The sequence below is a fragment of the Ramlibacter henchirensis genome (genome assembly GCF_004682015.1).
Taxonomy (GTDB): domain Bacteria; phylum Pseudomonadota; class Gammaproteobacteria; order Burkholderiales; family Burkholderiaceae_C; genus Ramlibacter; species Ramlibacter henchirensis.
In genome coordinates, this window is sequence record NZ_SMLM01000001.1 from 478,970 (window position 1) to 498,773 (window position 19,804).

The following is a 19,804-nucleotide window of genomic DNA, read 5'->3' on the forward strand; positions in this document are numbered from 1 at the left end:
GATCTCTGCGTACGGGAGTTCAGGACTGCACAGCGGCGTCGATCCGCCCAAGCTCGTCGCCGAACCGCAAGGCCATCACCTGGTCGAAATCCGCTTCCTCCGGCGCGACGATGCCGCCGGCGCGCACGCGGTAGGCCGCGGCATCATCGAGGCCTAGGGGAACGCCCCCGACCGCGAGCGTCTTGGCGGCATCCAGCATCAGGCGCCGGAACTGCACCACGCCGATGTCGGTGGGGCCCAGCAGCTCGCGCGTGCGGTCCGCGATGCGCCCTTGGCTGTCCTGGATGGCCGCGTCCTGTTCGGACACGCCGACGATGCCGGTGAAGTTCTCGGACTTCTGCATGCGGCGATCGATCAGGTAGTCGTTGGAACGGTTGCGCGTCGGCATCCAGTTGCCGTCCATCTCCGGATACACCGCGCCGCCGGTGCGATAGCTCTGGCGCTCCTCGTCGGTGAGCGGCCGCGTCGGGTTCCACGAGTACACGTACACCCAGCAGTTCTCGTCGTCGATCGGCACCCAGGTCTGGCCGTGGTAGGTCTGGCCTTCGGTGGCGCTGGGCGTGTAGCCGTGGCAGGGCATCAGGTACTGCGCGATGCGCCAGTAGAGCTGGCCGGGCGACGCGCGGCGTGAAGCACCCAGCACCAGGCCGCTGCCATGCTTCTTCACCTCGTAGCGCGGGCGCGCGTCGTCGCGCATCCACTTCACGTGGTCCTGGCTCATGGTCTTCTGCGAGTAGCCGCGCGTCGCGCGCGCCGCCTTCTCCGCCAGCTGTTCGTCGGACGTGAGCACGGGCTGGTGCAGGAACGAGAAGTGCGCGGTGTCCACGCCGCCCTCCGCGGCCTGCGCCCAGTTGCATTCCTGGAACTTCTTGGACACGTGGCGATGCGAAGGCGGCACCAGCGCGAACTCCATCTGCGGCAGCTCGGGCGCCGGCTGGCGGCTGCCCATGTAGGCCCAGACGAAGTCGCCCCACTCGCGCGTCGGATAGGCCTTGATGCGCGCCTTCTCGCACATGCGCGGCGCCACCTCCGGCGGGATGGTGGGCATGTCCAGGCATTCGCCGCGCGCGTTGAACTTCCAGCCGTGGAAGGCGCAGCGGATGCCGCCGTCCTCGTTGCGGCCGAAGAACAGGTTGGCGCCGCGGTGCGGGCAGCGCGGTTCGACCAGGGCGACCTGGCCTTCGCTGTCGCGGAAGGCGATCAGTTCCTCGCCGAGCACCTTGATGCGCACCGGCGCGCCGTCGGGCTCGGGCAGTTGCTCGGACAGCAGCACCGGGATCCAGTAGCTGCGAAACAGCTCGCCCATCGGCGTGCCGGCGTTGGTGCGCGTCAGCGCCTCGTTGTCTTCACGGCTCAACATCTTTGCTTCCCTTCAGCGGCGTCTAGAAACCCACCTGGTCGCGGCCCTTGAGCTGCAGCAGCGCGCGCGCCTCTGCCGGTGTCGCCACTTCGAGCCCGAGCTCCTCCAGGATGCGCCGCACCTTCATCACCTGTTCCGCGTTGCTGCGGGCCAGCTTGCCGCGGCCGATCCAGAGGCTGTCCTCCAGCCCCACTCGAACGTGGCCGCCGAACACGGCCGATTGCACGGCCACGCGCATCTGCGCGCTGCCCGCGCCTAGCACCGACCAGTAGTACTGGTCGCCGAACAGCCGGTCGGCCGTGCGGCTCATGTGCATCACGTCCTCCGGATGCGAACCGATCCCACCGCGCAGCCCGAACACCGATTGCACGAACAGCGGCGGCTTCAGCAGCCCGCGCTGCAGGAAGTGCTGCGCGGTGTAGAGGTGCCCGATGTCGTAGCACTCCAGCTCGAAGCGGGTGTCGTTCTGGCTGCACGCCTGCAGCACATTGGCGATGTCGCGGAAGGTGTTGCGGAAGATGCGGTCCTCGCTGCCTTCGAGATAAGGGCGCTCCCAGTCGTGCCTGAACTCCTTGTAGCGGTCCAGCATCTCGTAAAGGCCGAAGTTCATCGAGCCGAGGTTCAGCGAAGCCACTTCCGGCCGCAGTTCCACCGCGGGCTTCATCCGCTCTTCCACGCTCATCGTGGGCGCGCCGCCGGTGGTGAGGTTCACCACGACATCGCTGGCGCGCTTGATCTGCGGCAGGAAGCGCATGAAGGCTTCCGTCGTCTGCTCGGGCCGCCCGTCCTGCGGGTTGCGGGCATGCAGGTGGACGATGGCCGCGCCGGCCTCGGCGGCGCCGAGCGCCCCGTCCGCGATTTCCTGCGGCGTCACCGGCAGGTGCGGCGACATGCTCGGGGTGTGGATGGACCCGGTGACCGCGCAGGTGATGATGACCTTGGAAGAGGATTTCATGCGGGCCGTCACTCGGGCTTCAGGCCGGCGTCAGCGGTGAACTGCCCCCACAACGCGATCTGCGACTTGACGTAGTCCTCCAGTTCGCGCGGGGAGCTGCCGAAGATGTCGATGCCGAGCTCGGCACCCTTCTGGCGCAGGTCCGGGCGGTTGAGAACCGCGACCAGTTCGCGATTGAGGCGGGCGACGATGGGCTGCGGCGTGCCGGCGGGCGCGAACATGCCGAACCAGGCGACCACGTCGAAGCCGGGGTAGCCGGCTTCGGACATGGTCGGCACGTCCGGGAGCGCGGGGAAGCGCTTGTCCGAGAGCACGGCCAGCGCCCGCATCTTGCCGCCCTTGACCAGCGGCGAGGCCGCGGCGAGGTCGACGAACGCGAAGTGGATCTGCCCACCGAGCATGTCGGTCGTGATGTTGGGCGAGCTCTTGTACGGCACGCGCAGGAACTGCACGCCGGCGTTCTTGCCCAGCTTGCTGCCCGAGACGATGCCGAAGCTGTTGGCCGCGCCGTAGCTGATGGTGTTCGGCGCCTTGCGCGCAGCCTCCACCAGCTCTTTCAGCGTCCTGAACGGGCTGTTGGCCGGCACCAGCAGGAAGAACGTAAGGTTGCCCATCCGGCTGATGGGAGCGAAGTCCTTCACCGGGTCGTAGCGCAGGTCCTTCACCAGGTGCGGGTTGGCCGCGTGCGTGGTGTTGGTCGTGAAGAGCAGGGTGTTGCCGTCCGGCTTGGCGCGAGCGACCGACTCCGCCGCGAGGATGCCGTTGGCGCCGGGCCTGTTCTCGATCACCGCCGACACACCGAGCGCCGTGGAGAGATGCTGCGCCACCATGCGCGCGTACACGTCGGTGCCGCTGCCGGGGCCGAAGGGCAGCACGATCTTCAGCGGTCCTTCGATGCGGTCCGCTTGCGCGAAGGCCGAGGTCGCGGCGGCGCCGAGCGCGGCGGCCATCAGGTCCCGCCTGCGCAGCCCGCAAACGGCCGGGGCTCGTCTCTCTTCCATGGGGCTTGTCTCCTGGTAATCGCCGAATGCTGCGGCCGGCGCCCGCAGTCGGGCAATCGACTTTTCGGCGGACAATGTGAGGAAAACTCACAGCTGCACCCACGCTCGATGTCAATGCAGAGACTGCCGCCGCTCAACAGCCTGAAGGCCTTCGACGCCGCGGCGCGCCACCTGAGTTTCACCGCGGCCGCGGCGGAACTGCACGTGACGCACGGCGCCGTCAGCCGACAGATCGCGGCCCTGGAGGAGGAGCTTCACGCGGCCCTTTTCATCCGGGGATCGCGGGGCCTGAAACTCACGCAGGAAGGTGCCCAGCTCGCGGGCGCCGTGGGCAGCGCATTCGCGATGATGCGTTCGGCGGTCGCGCAGGTGCGGCAGGCCGGGCCGACGTCCGCGCTGCGGGTGAGCGTGCCGCCCACGCTGGCGATGCGCTGGCTGATCCCGCGCATGACGGCGCTGCACCACGCGCACCCCAGGCTTCGGATCGAGCTGAGCACGTCGACCGAGCCGGTCGATTTCGATCGCGACCCGGTCGACGCCGCGATCCGGCGCATCGCGCGCACCCCGAAGGGCGTGATCGCCGAACGCTTCCTCGACGGACGCTCGGTGCCGGTGTGCAGCCCGGCCTACCAGCAGCAGCACCGGATGCGTTCGCCCGCCGACCTGGAGCGGGCCACCTTGATCGTCACCCGCTCGGAGCCGGAGGCGTGGCCGCAGTGGCTGCGCAATCGCCGCGTGCCGCGCCGGGAAGGTGCGGCCACGATCGAGTTCGAGCAGCTGTACTTCGCGCTGCAGGCGGCACTCGATTCGCTGGGCGTCGCACTGGTCCCGATCGCGTTGGTCGAGACGGAGATCCGCGCGGGGCGCCTGAAGGCGCTGGCCGATCCCGAAGGACAGGTCTCCACGGCCTATGCGCTGCTCTCGCCGCGCGTTTCGGCGCAGGCCGAATCGATCCGGACGCTGGGTGAGTGGCTGAAGCAGGCCACGGCGAGCTTCGAGGCCTCCTGATGGGCTGCTCGACAAGAAACAGTTTTCGCGGGCGCCGCTGATGCGCTGCGCCTGAGCCAGCCCCTGCCGTACGATGGACTCCTGCGTTGCGAAAGGAGTGTCTCGTGGCCGCTCATCGTGACATCGCCGCCCGGCGGACCGTGGCCCTCGTCGGTCCCAGCGGCTCAGGCAAGACCAGCCTGGTCGAAGCCTTGATGTGGAAGGCCGGCGCCATCGGCGCGCCCGGCAGCATTGAAAAAGGCAGCACCGTCTGCGACTGGGACGCGCTGGAGAAGCGATGGCTGCGCTCGCTCAACAGCAGCCTGGTGCACTTCGAGCACAACGGCATCACCACCCACCTGGTCGACACACCCGGGGCGCCGGACTTCCTGGGGCAGTCGCTGCCGGCGCTGGAGGCGGTGGAGACCGCGGCCGTCGTCATCAACGCGTCGACGGGCATCGAACCCGCCGCGACGCGCATGATGGAATGGGCGCGGCAGCGCGAGCGCGACCGCATCGTGGTGGTGAACAAGATCGATTCCGCGGGCGTCAACTTCCAGGCGCTGGTGGAGCAGATCCAGGCCGCCTTCGGCAAGGAGTGCCTGCCCGTCAACCTGCCTTCGAAGTCGGGCGAGACCGTTCTCGATTGCTTCTGGACCGGCAGGCACGAGGGGCCGCCGCCGGTGTTCTCCTCGATCGAGGATGCGCACCGCGCCCTGATGGAGCAGGTGGTGGAAGTCGACCCGGCGTTCGTGGAGCGCTACCTCGAGGAAGGCGACGTCGATCCTGCCGAGCTGCACGCGACGCTGGAGCAGGCGCTGCGAGAAGGCCACCTGGTGCCGATCTGCTTCGTCTCGTCGCGCACCGGCGCGGGCGTGCCCGAGCTGCTGGACATCATCGAACGGCTGCTGCCCGACCCGACGGAGAGCAACCCGCCGGAGTTCCTGGAAGGCGAGGGCGATGCGGCGCGGCCGGTCCATTCGGTGGCGGACGCCGACAAGCACGTGCTCGCGCACGTCTTCAAGATCACGCAGGACCCTTATGCCGGCAAGCTGGGCGTGGTGCGCGTGCACCAGGGCACCATCACGCGCGACAGCCAGCTCTATGTGGGAGACGGCCGGCGCCCTTTCAAGGTGGGGCACCTCTTCCGGCTGCAGGGCGGCAAGCTGGTGGGGGTGCAGGAGGCGGTGCCGGGCGACATCTGCGCCATCGCGAAGGTGGAGGAACTGCACTTCGACGCGGTGCTGCATGACGCCGCCGAAGACGCGCGCATGCACCTGAAGCCGCTGCCGTTCCCGGTGCCGGTGCACGGTCTGGCGATCGAGCCGAAGCGGCGCGGCGACGAGCAGCGCCTCTATGAAATCCTGCAGAAAGTCGTGAGCGAGGACCCGTGCCTGCGGATCGAGCAGACACCCGGTTCGAAGGAAACGGTGGTGTACGGACTGGGCGAGCTGCACCTGCGCGCGCTGCTGGCGAGGCTGACCGAAGTGCACGGCTGCCAGGTCGACACCCGGCCGCCGCGCATCGCGTACCGCGAGACCATCCGGGCGCACGCCGAAGGGCACCACCGCCACAAGAAGCAGACCGGCGGCGCGGGCCAGTTCGGCGAAGTGTTCCTGCGTGTCGAGCCGCTGCCGCGCGGCGCGGGCTTCGAATTCCACGACGAGGTCAAGGGCGGCGCCATCCCGGGCAACTTCATGCCCGCGGTGGAGAAGGGCGTGCGGCAGGCCATGGAGCAGGGCGTGCTGACGGGCCACCAGGTGGTCGACCTGAAGGTGACGGTGTACGACGGCAAGCACCACACGGTGGACAGCAAGGAGATCGCGTTCGTCACCGCCGGCCGCAAGGCCTTGATCGCCGCGGTGCAGGCCGCGAAGCCCTGCGTGCTGGAGCCCATCGTCGACGTGGAGATCAGCGCTCCCTCCAAGGACCTGGGCGACATCACCGGCGACCTGGCCTCGCGCCGCGCGCAGGTGAGCGGCACGCAGTCCGGCGCCGACGGGCAGGTGACTGTGCTCGCGCAGGCGCCGCTGTCCGAGCTGTCGAGCTACCAGACGCGGCTGAACTCGCTCACGGCCGGGCAGGGCAGCTTCACGCTCGCGTTCAGCCACTACGAGCCGGTGCCGCCGAACGTGCAGGCGCAGCTGGCTGCGCAGTACAAGCCGAGGGAAGAGTAGGGCGCTCCGGCGCGTGGTGCTCTCAGGCCACGCCGCACGCGGGCCGCAGCTTGAAGAGGTCACGAAATGTGGCCTTGTCGCTTCTCGTCCGACGGCGTTTACCGCGCCTGCTCATGTGCCGCGATCGATGGTGCAGGCTCGAGTCGTTCTCGTCTTCGGCACATCGCATTCGAACTGACGCAGCGCAGGGACTGCCACGGCCAGTTCACAGCGCTTGCAAATTGGTGCTCGCTCCGCGGACTTCGCGGTGGATGGTGGCCCGGCTGCGCGTTGCTGCGTTCGCGCAGCAGGCCATTCCGGCGATGAGAAGGCAGCACCCACCATCTGGAGCAATCAATGAAGGAGACAACGAAGAGCAGGCTGCGCCTGTCGCTTGCGTTCACGGCTTTGTGGCTGAGTGCTTGCGGGGGCGGAGGCGACTCGGATACCACGATCGTCACGCCGCCGGCGCCTGCGCCTGCGGCCGGGCAAGGGCCCGTCGCCGCGCCTGGGCCTGTTGCAGGCGCGCCTGGTCCGGCACCGGCACCCGGACCGGCACCCGTGCCGGCGCCGGCGCCCACAGCGGCGCTCGGGACAAGCTTCACGGCCACGGGTCCGTCGGACGTCTGGCATTGGTTGTCTTCGAGTGACGACGGCCAGGTCATGGTGGCTGGCCAAGCGAACCTCTCTCCACTCGCCGCCCAGAGCTTCCTCAGCATCTCCCGTGACGGCGGGCAGTCCTGGGTCGAGAACCCAGGGGCAACCGCGGGCATCTGGATCGGCGCCGATGTATCGGGTGATGGCACTCGCATTGCGGCAGTGCAGTTCCAGGGCGGCGGCCTGTTCATGTCCGTGGACAACGGCACGACGTTCACTCCGGTGGCGTTGCCCGCGACCGTTTCGACCGCGCCGCCGGGACCGTCATTCGAATCGGTGACGCTGACGCAGGACGGCAGCCGCGTTGTCGCTGCCATCCGCAATGGTCCCGTCATCGTGGGTGACGTGGGCGCGACCGGCGCCGTCACCTGGCTCACGCCCACGGGTCTGCCGACCAGCGCGGGCTGGCGCTCGGTCGACAGCTCGGCCAGCGGCGATGTGATCGTGGCGGTGGCAGAGGACCCGGTGGTCTTCGTCTCGCGCGACGGTGGCCTGAACTGGAACCCGTTGGCCGTGATCGTCGGCGCCGACCCCATCCTCGACCAGAACTGGTACCGCGTGAAGGTGTCCGCCGACGGGCTGACCATTGCCATGGCGGGCAACCTGTTCGGCGGCAATGAAGGGAACGGCATCTACGTTTCGAAGGACAGCGGGATCACCTTCGAGCGCGCGATCGACCTGGTGGGCGACTACACGGCCATCGCCATGTCCGCCGACGGCGGCGTGATTGGTGCCACCCTTTCCAACCCGAGCGGCACCGGGACGGGCCAAGTGCTGCTGTCGACCAACGGCGGCACGAGCTTCGCGCCTCTGCCGGTCAACGTGGGCGGCACGCCCGCTGCGGACACTGACTGGCGCGCGATCACGATGAATGCGGACGCAACTCGCATGGCGGTGGCGGCCGGGCGCTTCCTGACGAATGGCACGGGGCAGATCTACCTCTCGACGGGTACTGCGCCTCCTCCGCCGACTACGACGACCCCGACGAGCTCGACGCCCACAACGACCACGACGACGTTGATCACTCCGACGAGCTCGACGCCTTCAGGCACTTCGACGACCTCGACGCTGGCACAACAGTGAGAAAGCAGGTCTCCGCTCTCGAGAGCAGGAGGCCTTCTTCTTCGACGGGGCGCTATCCTGATCGGCCCAACAAAGCCGACCGCAGGAAAAGCGCATGAAGAACTTGAATCCGCGACACGGCCTGACCGTCGCTGCGCTGACCGCGCTCGCCGGCTGTGCGCAGCTTCCCACCAGCAAGGCGCCTCTCGCCACGCCCGTGCCCTTGCAGCAATGCGAAGCCCTCGCCGGCATGACGATCCCCGCCTCGCGCATCGGGCTGCCCACCGGCGGCGCGGTGATCGCCACGGCCCAGCGCGCCCCCGAAGTCGCGCCGTACAAGGATGCGGAGGGCGAGCACCTGCTGCCCACCCCGCCGCGCTGCGTGGTGCAGGGCCGCGTGCTGCCGGTCGATCCCGCCGCACCGCCGGTGCAGTTCGCCGTCAACCTGCCGTTGACCAACTGGAACGGCCGCGCGCTGCAGTCGGGCGGCGGCGGCCTGGGCGGCGTGGTCATCACGGCGCCGGGCAACAAGGCTTCGGGCCGCTTCGACCCCAACCCGCTCAACGTGCCGTACCCGATCACCCAGGGCTACGCCACCTTTGGCAGCGACCAGGGCCACGTGCGCGGCGACTTCCGCTTCACGCGCAACGAAGAGGCGATGCGCAACTGGGCCTACGAGGAGATCAAGAAGACACGCGACGCCGCCATGGCCGTGATCCAGGCCGCGTACGGCCGCGCGCCGACGCACGTGTTCTTCAGCGGCGAGTCCGCCGGTGGTCGCGAGGCGATGCGCGCGGCCCAGAAGTTCCCGGACGACTACGACGGCGTCATCGCCACTTCGCCCGTGCTGAGCTGGTACGCGATCCACCTGTTCGACAACAACGTGCGCGACAAGCTGATCGACGGCGGCATGCTCGATGCGCGCGCGATCAAGCTGGTGGCCGACCGCACGCGCGCGAGCTGCGATGCGGCGGACGGGTTGCGCGACGGTATCGTCGCGAAGTACCTGGAATGCCCCAACGACGCGGCGCAGCTGCAATGCGCAGCCGGCCAGGCCGCCGGCAGCTGCCTCACACCGGCGCAAGTGGGCGCCGTGAACGCGCTGCGCGAACCCCGCGCGATCGGCGTGCCGTTCGCCAACGGCATCACGCGCGTTCCCGGCTTCGGCGTGACGGGCGACGAGGACGGCGCGCCCTGGCAGTGGTCGTTCTATGCGATCGGCACCGAGGCGCCGACGCGCCCGCTGCCGCCGGGCATGGGCTTCGAGCCGCGGCGCGGCGCCATCCTCAACTTCGGCGCCTTCCTCATCCGGCACACCATCGTGCAGCGCGACGACTTCGATCCCTACAACTTCGACCCGCGTCCGCATGCCGCGCGAATCATGCAGCTGTCGCAGATGTTCGATGCGACCGATCCCGACCTTTCTCGCTTCGCGTCGCGCGGCGGGAAGATGATCGTGGTGCATCCCTCGGCCGACAACGCGGCGCCGCTCACCATGGCCGCCGAGTACTACGGCAGCGTCGTCGCCAGGCTCGGGCAGGCTCGCACCGACTCCTTCATGCGTCTGTACGTGCCGCCGGGTGGCAGCCACAACGCGGGCAACACCAGCCAGGTGAATGCGCTGGCCATGATGGAGGACTGGGTGCTGCGCGGCGTCACGCCGCCGGACGCGCCGGTGGGCTACGACCTGGCGATCGCGGACATGCGCTTCATCCGTTCCATGCCCGCCTGCCGCTTCCCGGCCTGGCCGCGCTACAACGGCAGCGGCGATCCGCAGCAGGCGTCGAGCTTCACCTGCGTGCCGCGGGACGACCTGAAGTACGTGCAGCAGTAAGCGGACGGTCCAGCGCGGTCTCGTAACGACGTCGGCGACTTGTATCCGCATGAAATGCCCGGGCCTGCCCCGGCGTTCATCCGGTGAGTGCGTTTCGCACGACGTCAAGGAGACTGTATGGCTCGCTTCGCTCCCCTGGCCCGGCTGGCGGCCGTCGTCGGCATTTCCCTCTTCCATGCGAGCGTCGCGCTGGCCGACGATCCGCTCGCGCGGTTCCGGGGCGGCATCGGCTCGCAGCCGCTCGCGGCCGCAGGCGCGCCGAACAATGTGTTCGACGTGAACCCCGGAGGCCGTCCGTGGGTGATCGAGCGGCTCAGCGCGGACGTGCAGGTGGACGGCCGCATCCGCGTGGACGGCCGTGGCCTGCTGCTGGCCGGCGGCAACGGCATCGGCACGCCGGGCGGACAGACGGTGCGCGCCCGCCTGTTCTGCGCGGGCGTGCCGCACGATTCGGACGAAACCGATGCGCTGGATGCGGAAGGCGATTTCCGCCTTGGCGGTTTCCTCACGCCGCGTCCGCCGAACCCCTGCAACACCCCCGTGCTGCTGATCGTGAACGTGCCCACGACCGCGGCCGCGCCGGTCTGGTTCGCGGCCGGGATCCCGAAGCGCTGAGGCGGCAGCGGACAGAACACAGAGGCACTCTGTGTTCTGTTCTCTCTTCAATACCCTCCGCGATTTCGCGAGCGTCCTGCTCGACGAAGCGGCTGCGGTCCTACAAGGCGCTCGTCGGCGCGGCGCGAGTATTGCCGACATGAACGCGTTGCGACGCCGCCATCTGCTTGCACTGCCGCTGGCCGGCGTGCTGGCCGGCTGCGCCAGCACGCCACCCCCGGCCACCGTGCAGGTCTTCACCAGCCAGCCGCAAGTGGCGCCCGGCTCGACGTACCGCTACGAGCGCCTGCCGTCGCAGGCGGCCCGGCAAGGCGAACTGGAGGCGGCCGCGGACGCGCTGCTCGCACGCGCGGGGCTGCGGCGCGACGACGCCTCGCCGCGCCTGGCCGTTCAGCTCGCGGTCAGCCAGGAAACCTACGCAGCCGGCTCCGGCTGGGGCGGGTCGTCCGTGGGCATCGGCCTCGGCAGCAGCGGCCGCCACAGCGGCGTCGGCATCGGGCTCGGTTTCCCGATCGGCGGATTCGGCGCGCAGTCATCGCAACGCGTCGACGTGCAGATGCGCGACGTGGCGACCGGCCAGGTGGTTTTCCAGTCGCAGGCCAGCGGCGGCGCGAGCGCGGCGTCGCTGCTGGAAGCGGCGCTGCGTGACTTCCCGAACGCGGCGCCCGGCATGCGGCAGGTTCCGCTGGCGAGCTACTGAGTCGATGAACGCCACGGCGCCGGGCTTCATGCGACGGACGTTCGCCGCGGCGCTGGCGGCGATCGCGGTGACGGCCGGTGTGGGCTGCGGAGGCGGCGGTGGCGATGGCGGCAGTCCGGCGCCCTCGCCGGCGCCGCTGGCGGCATCGGGCGCCCCTGTCTCGCGCCTGTTCGTGGCGGGCGACAGCCTCGCCGATGTCGGCACTTTCGGCCTGAAGGCGACGGTGCAGAACGCGGCCAACCCGGGCCAGGGTTATCCGGTCTACCCGGAGATCCTTGCCGGCGAACTGGGCGCCGGCCCCCAGTGCAACTTCTTTTCCAGCAGCAATGGCCTGGCGTTCAGGACCAACGAAGGCTGCACCAATTTCGCGGTGGGCGGCGCGAGCATCGTCAACCCGGTCACGAGGGGCGGCGGCGCAGTGCCGCTGTCGCTGGAGCACCAGCTCGAAAAGGCGGTGGAATCCAATGGCGGCGGTTGGGGAGCGGGCGACCTGTTCGTGGTGGACGCCGGCGGCAATGACGCAGCCGGCCTGGCGGATGCCTACCTCGGCGCTCGCGCCGGCGGCGCGGGGCGGACGACGTACCTGGCCCTGCTGTCGCAACAACTCGACGCCTCCACCATTGCGCAGGCGCTCGCGCAATCGGACGGCGAGGCGGTCGCCGCGGGCCTGTACATGCAGCGGCTGGCGCAGACCTACTGGACCACCGTGAAGGCCAACACGCTGGACAAGGGCGCTGCTCGCGTCGCTGTGGTCAACGTGCCCGACATCACGCTCACCCCTCGCTTCAGGAGCATCGTGGCCGAGCTCGCGGCCGTCGAAGGCGCGCCGGCGGCCACGGCCTTCCAGACGGCGCTGCGGCAATGGATCGCCGGCTTCAACGCCGAGCTCGCGAGGCTCGCGGCCGGCGAGCCGCGCGTCGTGGTGGTGCCGTACTTCGAGGACTTCACTGCGCATGCGGCCAATCCCGCCGCGTTCGGACTCACCAACGCCAGCGACGAATCCTGCCCGCCCGGCGACTTCCCCGCCTGCACGGATGCCGCCCTCGACGGCTCGCCGCGCGTCGCCGGGCTCGCGCCGGGCTGGTGGAAGACCTGGTACTACTCCGACGAGTTCCATCCTTCGCCGCGCGGCCATGAGCTGCTCGCCGCAACGGTGAGCCGCGCGCTCGTTCAGGCCGGCTGGCGCTAGGCGACGCACCTTCGCCTCATCAAAGCGGCGCCGGGTGGCGATCTCCTACAAGCCCGCAGCCCCTCGGAAGACAGACGCGGCATGCGCGCGGGCTATGGTGGATCGGGCCGCGAGCGCTCGTTCGGCGCCGACGGCGACCGTCCCATGGAGGAACCCACGGTGATGCAAGGCCTGCGGTCCGAGGGCACGCTGATCGACGCGCTGCGCCCGCACCTGCTGCCGCTGTCCGGCGGCGCGAGCGACCATGACGCGCTGCTCGGGATGATCGGCAACGCACGCTTCGCTCTCCTGGGCGAGGCGTCGCACGGCACGGCCGAGTTCTATCGCGAGCGGATCCGAATCACGCGGCGGCTGATCACCGAACGGGGCTTCACCGCCGTGGTGGTGGAGGCCGACTGGCCGGACGCGTGGCGAGTCAACCGCTATGTGCGGGGGCGCTCCGACGATCCCGATGCCGTGTCGGCGCTCTCGGGCTTCCAGCGATTCCCCGCCTGGATGTGGCGCAACACCGAAGTGCGTGACTTCATCGAGTGGCTGCGCGAGTTCAACCGCGGCCGCCCTCTCGCGCGGCAGGTGGGCTTCTACGGCATGGACCTCTACAGCCTGTACGGGTCGATCCAGGTGGTGCTGCAGTACCTCGACCGCGTCGACCCCGACCAGGCGCGCAAGGCACGGGCGCGCTATGCATGCTTCGACCATGCGGACCAGGACAGCCAGTCCTACGGCTACGGCGCCAGCCATGGCCTGAGCCCCAGCTGCGAGGACGAGGCCGTCCAGCAGCTGCGCGACATGAACCGGCTGGTGGCGACCACGCCGCCCGGCGCAGGCGGCGCCGACAACGACGAGCTGTTCTTCGCCCAGCAGAACGCCCGGCTGGTGCGCAACGCGGAGGAGTACTACCGGACCATGTTCCGCGGCCGCGTGTCGTCCTGGAATCTGCGGGACAGCCACATGCTGGAGACGGTGCAGGCCCTCGACCGGCACCTGGGCGCGACCGGTGCGCCCTCGCGCATGGCCCTGTGGGCGCACAACTCGCACCTGGGCGACGCCAGTGCGACGCAGATGGGCGAGCTGGGCGAGTGGAACGTCGGCCAGCTGATGCGCGACCGCTATGCGGCCGACGCCGTGCTGGTGGGCTTCAGCACGCACAGGGGCTGGGTCACGGCGGCAAACGACTGGGACGAGCCGGCGCAGCGCAAGCGCGTTCGCGACGGTCTGCCCGGCAGCTGGGAAGACGCGTTCCACTGCGTCGGCATGGATGGATTCATGCTGCCGCTGCGGGGCAACGAGGCGTTGAGGCCGGTCGCCAACAAGCGGCGGCTGCAGCGCGCCATCGGCGTGATCTACCGTCCGGAGACGGAGCGCCAGAGCCACTACTTCGACACGCGCCTCGCGGACCAGTTCGACGCGATGATCCACATCGACGAGACCCATGCGCTGGAGCCGCTCGACCCGGAAGGGGCCTGGACCGGCATCGAAGCCCCCGAGACCTTCCCTTCGGGCGTGTGAGCGCGGCAGCGGCCGCCACGGCCGCGCTCGAATCTCAGGCGTATTCCTGCGCGCGTTACTGAGCAACGCCTACGTCAGCCGTTCATCCTTTCGGATAGCGTCGTCGCCAACGAGGGACGGGTAACCCTCGAAGTCGCGTCCGAAGGAGATGCCATGAAGATGAGCGTGTGGAAGAAATACGGCTTCGGCTGGATCACCGTCGCGCTGTTCCTGTTCAGCCTGGTCGGCCATTGGCTGTTCGGCTGGGTCGAGTTCGTCCAGGAGCAGCAGGCCCACAACCAGCCGCCGGAGTTCATGCAGTACTTCGTGCAAATGTCGCGCGACACGCTGGAGAACTGGCAGTCCGAGTTCCTGCAGCTGTTGTGGCAGGTGATGGGACTGACGTACTTCCTCTACCTCGGCTCCCCGCAGTCCAAGGAAGAGGACGACCGCTTCGAGGACAAGCTCGATGCGATCCTCAAGCGCCTGGATCCGCAAGGCGCCGACGCGCTGATCCAGCAGCTCGACCAGAAGTACCCGGGCCGCTACGTCGGGCCGAGGCTGGAGTAGTCCTCCCGGCCGCCTGACCTTTCGCCCTGACGCTCTCCTCAGCGCGGCAGCGAGCAGGTCTTGTTCGGCTGCGCGGCCTGGCGCAGCCACGCGAGCAGCGCCTCGCGGTCCTTGGGATCGGGCACGCCGAGGTAGGTCATCGTGGTGCCCGGCACCGTCGCCATCGGGTCGGCGAGGAAGCGCGCCAGCGACGACGGATCCCACACGATGCCCGACTTCTTCATCGCGGCGGAGTAGTCGCCGAATCCCGGCGCCGTGCCCGCCTTGCGGCCGAAGAGGCCGCAGTGCGCCGGGCCGGTCCTGTGCTGCTCGATCGAATGGCAGGCGGCGCAGCGGCCATAGACCTGTTCGCCGCGGGCCAGCAGGCCCGGGTCGGCGGCGAACAGCGGCCCGCAGAGGGCGAGTGCGCCGGCCAGGCAGATCGGGCGGGCGAGCGTGCGCACCTCCTGCCGGCCTCAGGACATGAAAGCGCCGGGCACGACGGGTTTCTCGCCCAGCACCTGCCGGAAGATCGCCCAGTGCATGGCTTCGTCGCCCAGGATGCTGGCGGCGGCCTGCGACAGCGCGCGGTCCTGGAACAGCGGCACGGCATTGAGGTAGGCGGAGACGGCGCCGCGCTCCAGGCCCGCCGCGAAGCGCAGCACGTCGACCTCGGCCTTCAGCTTGTCGGTCGCGAACGCGTAGCGCGCCTTCGGCTCGGCCGGCTGGCCACCGAGTTTGCGCACCGTGCTCGCCAGCACGTCGGCATGCTCCTTGTGGTGGCCCTGGAACTCGAGCGCGAGGGCCTTGGCCTGCGCGCCCAGCAGGCCGCTTTCGGCGCCCAGCTGGTAGGCGGCGATCGCTTCGAGCTCGGCGGCCCGCGCGGTGTTGAGGATGCGCACGTCGGCCTCGGCCGGTGCGCCGGCCTTCATGCCCTGGGCCAGCACATCGCGTCCGGCCAGGATGGCGACCGCGCCCGCGGACAGGACCGCCGCGGCGCCGAACAGGGACTCCCTGCGCGACGAGTTGAAGAAAGAAGGTTCCTTGCCGTGGTTCATGGTCGCTCCTGTGGGGGCTGTGGAAGTGGGACGTTGGAAATCGGGGGGTCTATTGATCGCGGACGACGCCGCAGGCACGCAGCTTCGCGAGCACCTGCCGGACCATCTCGTCGCAGCGCGCGCCGCGGAAGTCATGCAGGTTCGACAGCGGCTCGGCCGCGCCGGTGTCCAGCTGCAGGCGCAGCATCCCGCGGGCGCGCAGGTAGCGCGTCTTCACCACGTCGGCCGACACGCGCAGGCTCGATGCCGTGTCCTCGACGCTGAGGCCCTCGACCGCGCGCAGGATGAACACGCAGCGGTAGATCGGCGGCAGCAGGTCGATGGCGGCTTCGAGCTGTCGCCGCAGTTCGCTGTTGGAGGCCGCATCCTCGGGCGTCGAAGGATCGATGCCGCCCAGGCGGCCGGGAGTCTGTTCGGACATCGCGCCCTCCTCGTCCTCGGGGAAGGTCTCGTCCAGGAAAACGACTCTCCCCAGTCTGCGTTGCTGGCCCAGCGCCTGGTTGATGACGATGCGGGTCAGCCAGGTGCGCAGGCTCGACTCGCCGCGGTAGCTGTCCAGCGCAAGGAAGGCGCGCAGGTAGCCTTCCTGTACCGCGTCCTGGGCCTCGGCGTCGTCGGCGACGATGCCTCGCGCGGCGCGGAACAGCATGCGGTTGTAGCGGCGCATGAGCTGCGCGAAGGCGTCCGCCCGGCCCGATCGCAGGTCCGACAGCAGTTGCTCATCGCGGACATGCGGGGGCGCAGCCTCGGGCGCCGGCAGGTGTCGAATCTGCTCGTTCATGGGTGGGTTCCGCCTTACAGCGACTTGAGGTACTGGGCCACGTCCTGGATGTCCTGGGGCGTCAGGCCCAGGTTCAGCCGCTGGTTGTAGCGGTCGACGACATCCTCCGGCGTGGCCGCGGAACCGTCGTGGAAGTAGGGCGCGTGCTGCCACAGGCCGCGCAGGGGCGTGGTGCGGTACTGCTTGGTTGCCGAGCGGCTGGCGTAGCTCGGGGTCTCGGGTTCGGCCATCGAAGCGGAAGGCGGATGCAGGCGCGAATTCGCGTCGGTGAACAGCGCGCCGCTGTGGCAGGTGGCGCATTGCGCCGCGCCCGCGAACAGCGTCTGCCCTCGGGCGGCGGCCGACACGTCGAACGATCCGACCGGGGCCGCGGGCGGGGCCAGCGACAGCTGGTAGGCCTGCAGCGCCGGGAGCTTGCTCGAGATCAGGTCGTCGGTTCCGTTCGTGATGTTCACGCCCAGGCGCGGCTCGCTGAAGCTTCCGTGGCCCCCCATCTGCACCACGCCGACGTAGCGGTTCCAGTAGGCGGGCTCGTCGCCGTCGCCCGTGAACGTCACCTTGTTGATGCCCTGCAGGCCGTAGGCCGGCGGGATCACGACAGGATTGCTAACGCCGTCGACGTTGAAGCGCGGGTCGTACTTCCCCTTGCCCCAGGAGTTGTAGACGGCCTTCCTGGCCGCATCGAGCGACGGCGACAGCGCGATGATCGCGCCCGGGTCGAGGTCACGGTTCGCCCAGCCGTCCAGGCGCTTGCCGATGCCCTTGGCGAACGAGTCGTCCACCGTCGAGTGGCACAAGGCGCAGGTGATGCCGACGCGCTTGAGCCGGTCGACGCCGTTGACGGTTTCCACTTCGCCCTTGATGCCGACCACTGCATTCAGCTTGATCAGCGCCACCGTGGTGGCCGGGCTGTCGAGGTCGACCTGGCCCGCCTGGATGGCAGCCGCGACGTCGGCAGGAATCGCTTCGGCGTCGACCTTGAGCCCGACCGCGAGCGCGGTCTTCGGCGACACGGCCTGCTCGATCACCTCATGCATGCGCAGCGTATCGGTCCATCGGGTCTCGTCGCCGAAGGTGTCGAAGCGGAAGATCTGGCGGCCCTGGGCCACCAGCTCCGCCTGCGCGGCGGAGGTGTCCTGGGGCCCGGCCGAGGCCGAGGGTGCGGGTGACGGCGACGGCCCCGCGGCCGGGTCGCCGCCGGAGCCACCTCCGCAGGCGGGAACGAAAAGCGCCGTCAGCGCTGCCGCAGCCAGCAGCGGCAGGGTCTTGCTTGAGCTTCGCATGTCGCACCTCCATGTCGATACAGCGTTGGATGCATCTCGCATGAAAAAGTGACAGCGATCGATCGGCGGGCGGCAACTGCCCAGCAGCGCGATCGCGAGAAACCCGGAATCGACGGCGGGCGTCCATCGAACCGGGACTACAGACGGCGGGCGCAGGCTGGGTAACGTACGACGCCGGGCCCTGCTGATGCATGGCGTCCCGGCCGTGTCCGCAGTCCATGCAAGCCAGTTCCCCTTCGCCCTTGAACCGCAACGAAGACGGGCTTCCGGGCGCGCTGGCCGAAGAGACCTACAGGGCTTTCTTCGAGTCCACCGACGAAGGCGCCTGCATCGTCCGGATGATCTTCGACGAGGACGGCCGCGCGGTCGACTTCCTCTTCCTGCAGACCAACGCGAGCTTCGAGCAACACACCGGGCTGAAGGACGTCTGCGGCAAACGCAGGAGCGAGCTGCCCCCGGGGCAGTCGGACCGCTGGATGCGTGCCCTGGGCAACGTCGCCACCAGCGGCGAGTCGGTGCAGGTGAGCGACTTCTCGGCGGCGCTCGGCCGCTGGTTCGACCTGCACGCTTTCCGCGTGGGTGATCCCGCGCAGGCGGTGGTCGCGGTCCGCCTGCGCGACATCACGGAGCAGCGGCAGGTGCAGGAGCGGCTGGCCAGCCTGTACGGGCTCGACACGGTCGGGGTCCTGTTCTGGGGCTCCGGGTTCGCGTTGCTGGAGACGAACGACGGGTTCCTGAAGATGTCCGGCTACACGCGCGAGGAGGCGATCGGAAAGACCTGGCAGGAATTCACGCCGCCGGAATTCCACGCGGCCTCGCAGGTCGCGGTCTGGGAGGTCTCGAACCTGGGCGAGGCCACGCCTTACGAGAAGGAATACATCCGCAAGGACGGGTCGCGCTTCTGGGGCCTGTTCGCCGCGCGCAAGGTGGGCGACGAGGTGGTGGAGTTCGTGCTCGACGTCACCCAGCGCCGCAAGGCCGAAGCCGCGCTGCGCGACGCCGACCGCCGCAAGGACGAGTTCCTGGCGACGCTCGCGCACGAGCTGCGCAATCCGCTGGCGCCGCTGCGCAACGGCCTGCAGATCATGCGGCTGTCCTCCCCGGCGGAGGCACCGGTGCAAAGGACGGTGCAGATGATGGAGCGGCAGCTCGGCCACCTGGTCCGCCTCGTCGACGACCTGCTGGACGTGGCGCGCATCACGTCGGGCAAGGTGCGGGTCGAGCGGCAGGTGATCGCGCTGCGCGAGGTGCTGGCCCGCAGCATCGAAGCCACGCATGCCGCGATGGAAGCCAAGCAGCACCGGCTGCAGGTCGATGTTCCGGGCGAGGAAGTGCACGTCGAGGGCGACCTCGACCGGCTCGCGCAGGTGTTCTCCAACCTGCTGTCGAATGCGGCGAAGTACACGCCCGCCGGCGGGCAGATCCGGCTGCACCTAGCCCCGCAGCCGGCGGAAGTGGTGGTCAGCGTCACCGACAACGGCATCGGCATCCCGGCCGGGCAGCAGGAACGCGTGTTCCGCCTGTTCACCCAGGTGCGCGATCACCAGAGCCACTTCGAGGGCGGGCTCGGCATCGGGCTGTCGCTGGTCGAGAGCCTGGTGCACATGCACGGCGGCGCGGTGTGGGTGGAGAGCCCGGGCTCGGGACAGGGCAGCCGCTTCTGCGTGCGGCTGCCCCGGGTGGATGGCGCGCGCGCCGGGTCGGGTCGGCACGATGCCGAGCGCCCGCGGCGCGGGCCGTTGCGCATCCTGGTCGCGGACGACAACCTCGACGCGGCCGAGTCGCTGGCCTTCCTGCTGCAAGCGGACGGCCACGAGGTGGTCACCGCCGCCAACGGCCTGGAAGCGGTCGAGCATGCGATCGCGAAGGGCCCGCAGCTCGCGCTGCTGGACCTTGGAATGCCCGTGATGGACGGGCTCGATGCGGCGCGGAGGATCCGCGCGGCCGGTGCGCGAATCCGGCTGGTCGCGCTGACCGGATGGGGCCAGCCGGCGGACCGGGAGCGCACCCGCGAGGCGGGGTTCGACCTCCACCTCGTCAAGCCGTTGACACAGCAGTCACTCGACCAGGCGCTGTCGCTGGTCGAGGCGAACGCGGCCAGGGAGGAGAGCCGGCGCAACTCGTGAGTG

General features: G+C 69.5%; 17 protein-coding genes. 10 read left to right on the top strand and 7 right to left on the bottom strand.

The features are described 5' to 3' along the window. Nucleotides 1-19 precede the first annotated feature (19 nt). The 3 genes from EZ313_RS02410 to EZ313_RS02420 are packed head-to-tail and all read right to left on the bottom strand — an operon-like array spanning nt 20 to nt 3,316. Nucleotides 20-1,360 (bottom strand): Rieske 2Fe-2S domain-containing protein, encoded by a 1,341-nt coding sequence (locus tag EZ313_RS02410; RefSeq protein WP_135261628.1) that lies wholly within the window; start codon nt 1,358-1,360, stop codon nt 20-22. Between the two features lie 22 nt (nt 1,361-1,382). Then, nucleotides 1,383-2,315 (bottom strand): 3,5-dioxohexanoate:acetyl-CoA acetone transferase, encoded by a 933-nt coding sequence (kce, locus tag EZ313_RS02415; RefSeq protein ID WP_135261629.1) that lies wholly within the window; start codon nt 2,313-2,315, stop codon nt 1,383-1,385. An 8-nt stretch (nt 2,316-2,323) separates the two neighbouring features. After that, the gene (locus EZ313_RS02420; RefSeq protein ID WP_240788505.1) at nt 2,324-3,316 is read right to left on the bottom strand and encodes a Bug family tripartite tricarboxylate transporter substrate binding protein; all 993 of its coding nucleotides are present in this window, start codon (nt 3,314-3,316) and stop codon (nt 2,324-2,326) included. Nucleotides 3,317-3,424: 108 nt separating this feature from the next. On the opposite strand from EZ313_RS02420, the gene EZ313_RS02425 reads away from it, so the two are divergent. The 9 genes from EZ313_RS02425 (at nt 3,425) to EZ313_RS02470 (ending at nt 14,574) form a co-directional block, all read left to right on the top strand. Further along, nucleotides 3,425-4,324, top strand: a complete 900-nt coding sequence (locus tag EZ313_RS02425) for a LysR substrate-binding domain-containing protein (protein WP_135261630.1) — start codon at nt 3,425-3,427, stop codon at nt 4,322-4,324. Between the two features lie 104 nt (nt 4,325-4,428). After that, a complete protein-coding gene (fusA, locus tag EZ313_RS02430) occupies nt 4,429-6,480 on the top strand; it encodes an elongation factor G (RefSeq protein ID WP_135261631.1) in 2,052 nt (683 codons plus the stop codon). A 642-nt stretch (nt 6,481-7,122) separates the two neighbouring features. Beyond that, nucleotides 7,123-8,199: a sialidase family protein gene (locus EZ313_RS02440; RefSeq protein ID WP_135261633.1), complete on the top strand. Its 1,077-nt coding sequence runs from the start codon at nt 7,123-7,125 to the stop codon at nt 8,197-8,199. Nucleotides 8,200-8,293: 94 nt separating this feature from the next. Next, nucleotides 8,294-10,012 carry a tannase/feruloyl esterase family alpha/beta hydrolase gene (locus EZ313_RS02445; RefSeq protein WP_135261634.1) on the top strand — a complete coding sequence of 573 codons (1,719 nt, stop codon included), beginning with the start codon at nt 8,294-8,296 and terminating at the stop codon, nt 10,010-10,012. A gap of 117 nt (nt 10,013-10,129) precedes the next feature. Then, on the top strand, nt 10,130-10,627 hold the full coding sequence (locus EZ313_RS02450) for a hypothetical protein (RefSeq protein WP_135261635.1): 498 nt from the start codon (nt 10,130-10,132) through the stop codon (nt 10,625-10,627). A gap of 139 nt (nt 10,628-10,766) precedes the next feature. Further along, the gene (locus EZ313_RS02455; RefSeq protein ID WP_135261636.1) at nt 10,767-11,327 is read left to right on the top strand and encodes a DUF4136 domain-containing protein; all 561 of its coding nucleotides are present in this window, start codon (nt 10,767-10,769) and stop codon (nt 11,325-11,327) included. 4 nt (nt 11,328-11,331) lie between these two features. Next, nucleotides 11,332-12,516, top strand: a complete 1,185-nt coding sequence (locus EZ313_RS02460; RefSeq protein ID WP_135261637.1) for an SGNH/GDSL hydrolase family protein — start codon at nt 11,332-11,334, stop codon at nt 12,514-12,516. Nucleotides 12,517-12,597: 81 nt separating this feature from the next. After that, complete coding sequence (locus EZ313_RS02465) at nt 12,598-14,025, top strand: erythromycin esterase family protein (RefSeq protein ID WP_338106280.1); 1,428 nt, start codon at nt 12,598-12,600, stop codon at nt 14,023-14,025. A gap of 153 nt (nt 14,026-14,178) precedes the next feature. Next, on the top strand, nt 14,179-14,574 hold the full coding sequence (locus tag EZ313_RS02470; protein ID WP_135261638.1) for a DUF6766 family protein: 396 nt from the start codon (nt 14,179-14,181) through the stop codon (nt 14,572-14,574). A 38-nt stretch (nt 14,575-14,612) separates the two neighbouring features. Here the strand turns inward: EZ313_RS02470 and EZ313_RS02475 are convergent, their stop codons facing one another. Genes EZ313_RS02475 through EZ313_RS02490 form a run of 4 tightly spaced genes read right to left on the bottom strand, consistent with a single transcriptional unit; the run spans nt 14,613 to nt 17,675 of the window. Beyond that, a complete protein-coding gene (locus EZ313_RS02475; protein WP_135261639.1) occupies nt 14,613-15,017 on the bottom strand; it encodes a c-type cytochrome in 405 nt (134 codons plus the stop codon). A gap of 12 nt (nt 15,018-15,029) precedes the next feature. Further along, nucleotides 15,030-15,611, bottom strand: coding sequence for a ferritin-like domain-containing protein (locus EZ313_RS02480; protein ID WP_135261640.1), 582 nt, complete (start codon nt 15,609-15,611; stop codon nt 15,030-15,032). A 49-nt stretch (nt 15,612-15,660) separates the two neighbouring features. Beyond that, the gene (locus EZ313_RS02485; protein ID WP_135261641.1) at nt 15,661-16,392 is read right to left on the bottom strand and encodes an RNA polymerase sigma factor; all 732 of its coding nucleotides are present in this window, start codon (nt 16,390-16,392) and stop codon (nt 15,661-15,663) included. A gap of 14 nt (nt 16,393-16,406) precedes the next feature. Continuing rightward, on the bottom strand, nt 16,407-17,675 hold the full coding sequence (locus EZ313_RS02490; protein WP_135261642.1) for a c-type cytochrome: 1,269 nt from the start codon (nt 17,673-17,675) through the stop codon (nt 16,407-16,409). Nucleotides 17,676-17,917: 242 nt separating this feature from the next. Here EZ313_RS02490 and EZ313_RS02495 point away from each other — a divergent pair, with 242 nt between their 5' ends. Next, the gene (locus EZ313_RS02495; RefSeq protein WP_167772475.1) at nt 17,918-19,801 is read left to right on the top strand and encodes a PAS domain-containing hybrid sensor histidine kinase/response regulator; all 1,884 of its coding nucleotides are present in this window, start codon (nt 17,918-17,920) and stop codon (nt 19,799-19,801) included. Nucleotides 19,802-19,804 lie beyond the last annotated feature (3 nt).